The 6,998-nt window shown below is 24.8% G+C and carries 7 protein-coding genes; all 7 read left to right on the top strand.

Features of this window, described 5'->3' with window-relative positions:
• Positions 1-373 (top strand): hypothetical protein (locus tag Q4E08_RS10990; RefSeq protein WP_303130933.1); only part of this gene is annotated, 373 nt, incomplete at its 5' end.
• 221 nt (positions 374-594) lie between these two features.
• Positions 595-1,662 carry an AEC family transporter gene (locus Q4E08_RS10985; RefSeq protein WP_303130931.1) on the top strand — a complete coding sequence of 356 codons (1,068 nt, stop codon included), beginning with the start codon at positions 595-597 and terminating at the stop codon, positions 1,660-1,662.
• 114 nt (positions 1,663-1,776) lie between these two features.
• Positions 1,777-2,775, top strand: coding sequence for a 2-hydroxyacid dehydrogenase (locus Q4E08_RS10980; RefSeq protein ID WP_303130930.1), 999 nt, complete (start codon positions 1,777-1,779; stop codon positions 2,773-2,775).
• 136 nt (positions 2,776-2,911) lie between these two features.
• Positions 2,912-4,450, top strand: coding sequence for an ATP-binding protein (locus Q4E08_RS10975; RefSeq protein WP_303130929.1), 1,539 nt, complete (start codon positions 2,912-2,914; stop codon positions 4,448-4,450).
• Between the two features lie 2 nt (positions 4,451-4,452).
• Positions 4,453-5,136 carry a response regulator gene (locus Q4E08_RS10970; protein WP_303130927.1) on the top strand — a complete coding sequence of 228 codons (684 nt, stop codon included), beginning with the start codon at positions 4,453-4,455 and terminating at the stop codon, positions 5,134-5,136.
• A gap of 61 nt (positions 5,137-5,197) precedes the next feature.
• Complete coding sequence (locus Q4E08_RS10965) at positions 5,198-5,368, top strand: DUF3796 domain-containing protein (protein WP_303130925.1); 171 nt, start codon at positions 5,198-5,200, stop codon at positions 5,366-5,368.
• A 25-nt stretch (positions 5,369-5,393) separates the two neighbouring features.
• Positions 5,394-6,896 carry a DUF1846 domain-containing protein gene (locus Q4E08_RS10960; protein ID WP_303130924.1) on the top strand — a complete coding sequence of 501 codons (1,503 nt, stop codon included), beginning with the start codon at positions 5,394-5,396 and terminating at the stop codon, positions 6,894-6,896.
• Positions 6,897-6,998: the final 102 nt, after the last annotated feature.

Below are 6,998 nucleotides of genomic sequence, written 5' to 3'. Positions count from 1 at the left end.
AAATAAATATATAAAAACTAGAAAAGATATAGATATGATTATTTTATTAAAGGAAATATTATTTTTTTACTTTAATAATTATGATGAACGTATAAAGTTAAAAGATATTTATGTATATGTATCAAATTTATATAATAAAGAGAATTGTGGGATAGGAGTATATAATACATTAAAAGAGTGTAATAAATTATATAATCAAAGAAAAGTTAAAATTAATATTATTAGTGGAAGTGAATTAAATATGGAAAGTTTATATTATATATTTGATCCACTTTTAGAGTATACAAATGAAAATTCTAAAGTTAGGTTTGAAAATATTATACAAAGCAATATAAAGAATAATTTTATAATTAATATATTAGGAGCTGAGTAAAGCTCTTTTTTTTTATGAAAATTTGACTAAAAATTAACAAAAAAATGAATTATTTAATTTATTTAAGTAAATAAATTAAATAATAAAACTTAAAAAACTTAAATAATTATTTAGAAATTTAAATATAATTGTGAGTTTATTGTTAATGTTATAACATAAGTGTGAAATTAATAACAAAAAGATTTGAGAAAACTTTATAAACTGAGGAGGAATTAAATTAGATGGATATCTTAAGTATTTTAGGAAAAACATTAACAGATAACGCAATTATAGGTGCAATATTTTCATCAATAGCAATTATTTTTTTAGGATTTTATTTAAGAAAGAAAAATATAATAAATGATAGTGCTGCAAAAATATTAAGTAAGGTAGTTTTATCAGTATCACTTCCAGCATTAGCATTAAAATCATTTTTAGTAGATATTAATAAGAAAAGCTTACATGAAGGAATAAATCTTTTAATATGGGGATTTGCAATTTATATAGTTCTTATATTTATAACTAAGTTATTTTATTCAAGATACAAGGGAGACAAACAAGATGCCTTAAGAGTATTAACAGTATTTGGATCAACAACTTTCTTTGGAACTCCGATTGTACAAGCTGTTTATGGAACAGTAGGAGTTATGTATTCTTCAATATTCAATATAGCTTATAGAGTGTTCCTTTATTCATATGGATTTATTAAAATGTCAGGTTTGAAGATGGATAAAGAAAACTTTAAGAAAAATGTTAAAACTATGTTTTTAAATCCAATTATTATAGCAACATTTTTAGGTTTATTTATATGGTTATTCCAAGAGTCATTACCACAAGTAGCTGTTTCTACTAAAGAAGGGGTAAAAAACTATGCATTTTTAAGAATTGACCAAACATTACCATGGCTTTATAAACCTTTAACTTACTTAAGTGCTTTATGTTCACCACTTGCATGGTTATCAATTGGAGCTAATTTAGCTACAATACCATTTAAAGAAGCTATGGGATCAAAAGATTCTTGGTACTATAGCATTCAAAAAGTAATTATAGTTCCATTAATAAATATAGTATTATTATATGTTTTAAATGTAACTGGAATTTTACCAGTATCATATATTGGACTAGCTACTGTAGTAATAATGATGGCAGCGCCAACAGCAACAGTTGCAGCAGCTTATGCTATAAGCTTTGATAAAGAATCAGTTCTTTCATCAAATTGTTCATTATTATCAACTATAGTTGCAGTAGTAGCAATGCCAATATGGATAGTTGCTTTAGAAGTAATTAAAAATATAGGGTTATTTGTATAGTTAAATTTTAAATGACTATAATTCAGGAATTAGATTTAAAAACTTTTTCCTGAATTAAGTCTTATTTTAATATAGATATATTTTTATATATTTAAAAAGAAGGGAAGTTTTTTTATGTCAATTAAGTTAGTTTGTTTTGGAGTAAGACCAACAGAAGTTGAATTTTTTAATAAATTAAATAAATATGGATATGATTTAAAACTTGTAGAAAAAGGATTAAATCATGAAAATGTAAAGGAAGCTATAGGAGCAGAAGCTATAATGGTTAGGGGTAACTGTATGGCTGATAGACAAAACTTAGAGCTATTAAAAAATAATGGATTAAAGTATGTACTTACTAGAACAGTAGGATTTGATCATGTTGATTTAGAAGCAGTAAAGGAATTTGGATTAAAGTCAGCTAGAGTTCCAGGATATTCACCAAATGCAATAAGTGAACTTGCAGTAACTCTTGCAATGATGTTACTTAGACATACAGCTTATACAGTAAATAGAACAAGAGAAAAGAATTTCATTGTTGATGCTAATATGTTTAGTAAAGAAATTAGAAATTGTACAGTTGGAATAATTGGAACTGGAAGAATAGGACTTACAACTGCTAAGCTTTTTAAGGGACTAGGAGCAAAAGTTATTGGTTATGATGTATTTCAAAGTGATGCAGCTAAAGAAATTGTTGAATTTGTAAGTCAAGAAGAATTAATAAAAACTTCAGATGTAATTTCAGTACATATGCCATATATAAAAGGAGTAAATTATCATTTAATAAATGATGAATTTATAAATAATATGAAAGATGGCGGAATAATCATAAACACAGCAAGAGGAGAGCTTCAAGATATAGAAGCAATTATAAGAGGAATTGAAAGTGGAAAACTTGGTGGTTATGGAGCTGATGTATTAGAGGGAGAAAGTAGAGTTTTCTTTAAAGATCTTAAGGGACAAGAAATAGATGATAAAAATATAGAAAAACTTATAGAAATGTTCCCTAAAGTATTATTAACTCCTCACATGGGATCATATACAGATGAAGCTTTAACAAATATGATAAGTATTTCATATGATAATTTAAATGAATATTTAACAGAAAGTAATTGTAAAAATGCAATAGCTTAGTATATTTATAATAAAGCCTTACTTGTAGAAAACTATAAGTAAGGCTTTTTATAATTAAGGTTTAAAAAATAAAAAATGTCGAAAAAAATAAAATAATTATGTATAATCTAATATAAAAAGAATAAAAGGAGAGAATATGAGTTTTAAAAGTCGTGTACGAAAACGTAGTATTATAATAGCGATAATACCATTAATCCTTGCTTGTATATTTTTTATGAAGCTTAGAGTTGACGATCTTAATGATGAAATAAAACAAGATTTAAAAGAAATCTCATATGTAATAGCTAATACCCCAATAGTTCAAAATACATTAGAGCAAAGAAAAAATAATTTTGAGATTCAATCTTATGTAAGTAAATTTGTGAAAAACTTTAAAAACATAGATATAATTGTTGTTGGAGATATGACCGGAGAAAAATACTCACATCTTGATGTTAATCAAATAGGACAAAAGTTTGTAAATACAGATAATAAAGATGTAATTAAATATGGAACAAGTTATTATTCAACAATGGAAGGTTCTATGGGTGTTACAGTTAGATACTTTGCTCCAATATATAATAATGATAAACAAGTTGGGTTTGTTATGGTAGGTAAATACTTAAAAGATGTTGAGTCAGTAACTAATAAGGTTATAGTTATAACAATATGCTTATTTGTTTTAATATTGCCAATTACAATAATATTATCAGAAACATTTGCAAGAAAAATAAAAAGAGAAATGCTTGGTATGGAACCTGATGAAATAGCAAGATTATATAATGAAAAGAGAATAATACTTGATTCCATAGATGAAGGTGTAATTGCCATAGATAGAAATAATAAAATTTTAGAAATAAATGATAATTGTTTTAAGATGCTAGATACATTAAATATAGAAGAATTAATACAAAAAATTTCTAAATATATAGATAATAAGAGTAGTGTAAAAATGAAAGAAATAACATTAAGTGGTGAAAAGGTATTTGTAAATTTAAGTTTTATAAAAGAGAAAGAAAAGTATTTGGGTGCTGTTGTTACTTTAATGAAAAGTGAAAATATAAATAGACTTGCAAGAGAAATAACTGGTATAGACGGATTACTTAAAAATATTAGAGCAAATGTTCATGAATTTAAAAATAAATTACATGTTATTCTGGGACTTATAAATTTAGAAGAATATGATGAAGCAAAAAAATATATAAGTGAGTGTCAAAAGGAAGTTTTAGAAAATACAACTACTGTTGCAGGAATAAAGGATAATTTAATAAGTGCTATGCTTCTTAGTAAAAAACTTATTGCAAATGAAAAGAATATAAAATTTATAATAAATGAAGATTCTTATATGATGCATTCACATGGAAGAGTAACTTCAATTGACATAATAACTATACTTGGAAATCTTATAGAAAATGCTTTTGATGCATGTATAGAAAAAGGTTCTAGTGGAGTTGTAGAAGTTTATATAGGTGAAGATGAAAAAATAATAAATATAGAAGTTACAGACAATGGAATTAATATAAATAAAAATATAAAAGATAATCTTTTTGAAAATGGAGTAACATCTAAAGGTACAGGGAGAGGAATTGGATTATCAACTGTAAAAGGTAGAATTGATCTTTATGGTGGAAGTATAAAAATAAAAGAAAACAAAAGAAATAAAAAATTTATAATAAGTATATTAAAGGAGGAATAGGTGTGAACAAAGTAGTTATTGTTGAAGATGATCCTATGGTAGCTTTAATAAATAAAAAATATGTTGAGATGATTAATGGATTTTCAGTATTTAAAACTGTATCTAATAAAGAAGATTTAATAGATGTTTTGGAAAAAGAAAATATAGATTTAATATTATTAGATGTTTACTTACCTAAAGAAAATGGTATAGAAATATTAAAATATATTAGAGATAAAGGAATATTATCAGAAGTTATAATGATGACAGCAGCAGATAAGTCAGAAGAAATAAAAACTGCTTTTGCATATGGAGTAGTAGATTATTTAATAAAGCCATTTGAATTTGAAAGATTTAAGAAAGCTATAGATAAGTATATTAAAAAGAGAGAACTTTTAATTCAAAATACTAAGTTAGATCAAAATGATTTAGATAGATTATATAATAATGATAATTTAGTTAATGAAGAAAATAAACTTCCAAAAGGAATAAATAAAAATACATTAAATAAGATATACAATGTTATAAATGAAAATAATGAAGAATATTGGACTATAAGAGGTATATCAAAATTAACAGGTGTAAGTAATGTTACTATAAAAAAATATGTTGATTATTTAGAAAATATAGGTGAAGCTGAAGTAACAATAGATTATGGTAATGTTGGTAGACCAGAATACAAATATAAATTTATAAAAGAGAATTAAATATAGAAAATAACTCTAAAAATGTATATAATATAATTAAACATGTTTTGGAGATGATTTTATGAACTATCATAAGTATAAATATATTGGATTATTAGGACTTTTATCTTTAATAGGGCTAAAAGGATTTACATCTAACAATCCAATATATTTTCTGTTTTTTATAAACATTTTATGGTTCACATATTTTTATGAAAATAGTTTAGTTTACAAGAATAAAAAATTTAAATAAAAAATAATTAACAAAAGGAGAAATTATGAAAATAGGATTTGATCATAAAAAGTATTTAGAAGAACAGTCTAAATATATTTTAGAAAGAGTAAATAATTACGATAAACTTTATTTAGAATTTGGAGGTAAGCTTCTTCAAGACCTTCATGCAAAGAGAGTATTACCTGGATTTGATGAAAATGCAAAAATAAAATTATTACATAAGTTAAGAGATAAAGCTGAAATAATTATTTGTGTGTATGCAGGTGATATTGAAAGAAATAAAATAAGAGGAGACTTTGGTATTACATATGATGCTGATGTATTAAGACTTATTGATGAACTTAGATCATATGATTTAGATGTAAATAGTGTTGTAATAACAAGATATGATGAACAACCTTCTACAAATATTTTTATAAATAAGCTTGAAAGAAGAGGAATAAAGGTATATAAACATAGAGCAACTAAAGGATATCCAACAGATGTAGATACAATAGTAAGTGATGAAGGATATGGAAAAAATCCATATATAGAAACTACAAAACCAATAGTTGTTGTTACAGCTCCAGGACCAGGAAGTGGAAAACTTGCAACATGCTTAAGTCAACTTTATCATGAAAATAAAAGAGGAAATGTTGCAGGATATTCAAAATTTGAAACATTCCCAGTATGGAATGTACCATTAAAGCATCCATTAAATATTGCATATGAAGCTGCAACAGCAGATTTAAAAGATGTAAATATGATAGATTCATTCCATTTTGATGCTTATAATAAGGTAGCAGTAAATTATAATAGAGATATTGAAAGTTTTCCAGTATTAAAAAGAATTATAGAAAAAATAACAGGAAAAGAATCTGTATATAAATCACCTACTGATATGGGAGTTAATAGAGTAGGTTTTGGAATTATAGATGATGATGTAGTAAAAGAAGCTTCAAAACAAGAGATTATAAGAAGATATTTTAAAACTGCATGTGAATACAAAAAAGGTTATGTAGATAAAGAAACATTTCAAAGAGTATCACTTATAATGAGTGAATTAAATTTAGTAGAACAAGATAGAAAAGTTGTAACTAAAGCTAGAGAAAATTCTGAGAGATTAAAGAAGTTAAAAGGTGGTAACGAGATATGTCCATCTGTTGCAATTGAATTAGAAGATGGAACTATAGTTACAGGTAAAACATCAGAACTTATGGAAGGCACAGCAGCAGCTATTGTTAATGCTATTAAATATTTTGCTGATATAAATGATGATATTCATTTAATTTCACCAGTTATATTAAATCCTATAATAAGATTAAAGAAAGAAACATTAGCATCTAAAAGACCAGCTCTTAATTGTGAAGAAGTTCTTATGGCACTTAGTATATGTGCAGCTACTAATCCTATGGCGCAAGTTGCTGTTGAGAAACTTTATAAGCTTAAAGGAGCTCAAGCCCATTCAACTACAATAGTAAGTAATAATGATGAACAAACATTTAGAAAACTTGGAATAGATATAACTTGTGATGCTGAATATGCAACTCAAAATTTATATTATTAATTATAATAGATAAGAGTTTAACTCTTATCTATTTTTTGTAGAAAAAAATAGAAAAATTTTAAAAAAGATGTTTACAACGGATAATTATTATTATATAATAAT

Origin of the sequence: Clostridium sp., assembly GCF_030532265.1 — a bacterium.
In the GTDB taxonomy this organism is placed as follows: Bacteria; Bacillota; Clostridia; order Clostridiales; family Clostridiaceae; genus Clostridium.
The sequence above is the reverse complement of the archived record's forward strand: the minus strand, read 5'-3'. Positions and strand labels throughout refer to the sequence as shown.

Bases quoted from the DNA above. Each gene is read 5' to 3' on its own strand.
- Q4E08_RS10985 (WP_303130931.1), top strand. From the start codon at position 595: ATGGATATCTTAAGTATTTTAGGAAAAACATTAACAGATAACGCAATT.
- Q4E08_RS10980 (WP_303130930.1), top strand. From the start codon at position 1,777: ATGTCAATTAAGTTAGTTTGTTTTGGAGTAAGACCAACAGAAGTTGAA.
- Q4E08_RS10975 (WP_303130929.1), top strand. From the start codon at position 2,912: ATGAGTTTTAAAAGTCGTGTACGAAAACGTAGTATTATAATAGCGATA.
- Q4E08_RS10965 (WP_303130925.1), top strand. From the start codon at position 5,198: ATGAACTATCATAAGTATAAATATATTGGATTATTAGGACTTTTATCT.
- Q4E08_RS10960 (WP_303130924.1), top strand. From the start codon at position 5,394: ATGAAAATAGGATTTGATCATAAAAAGTATTTAGAAGAACAGTCTAAA.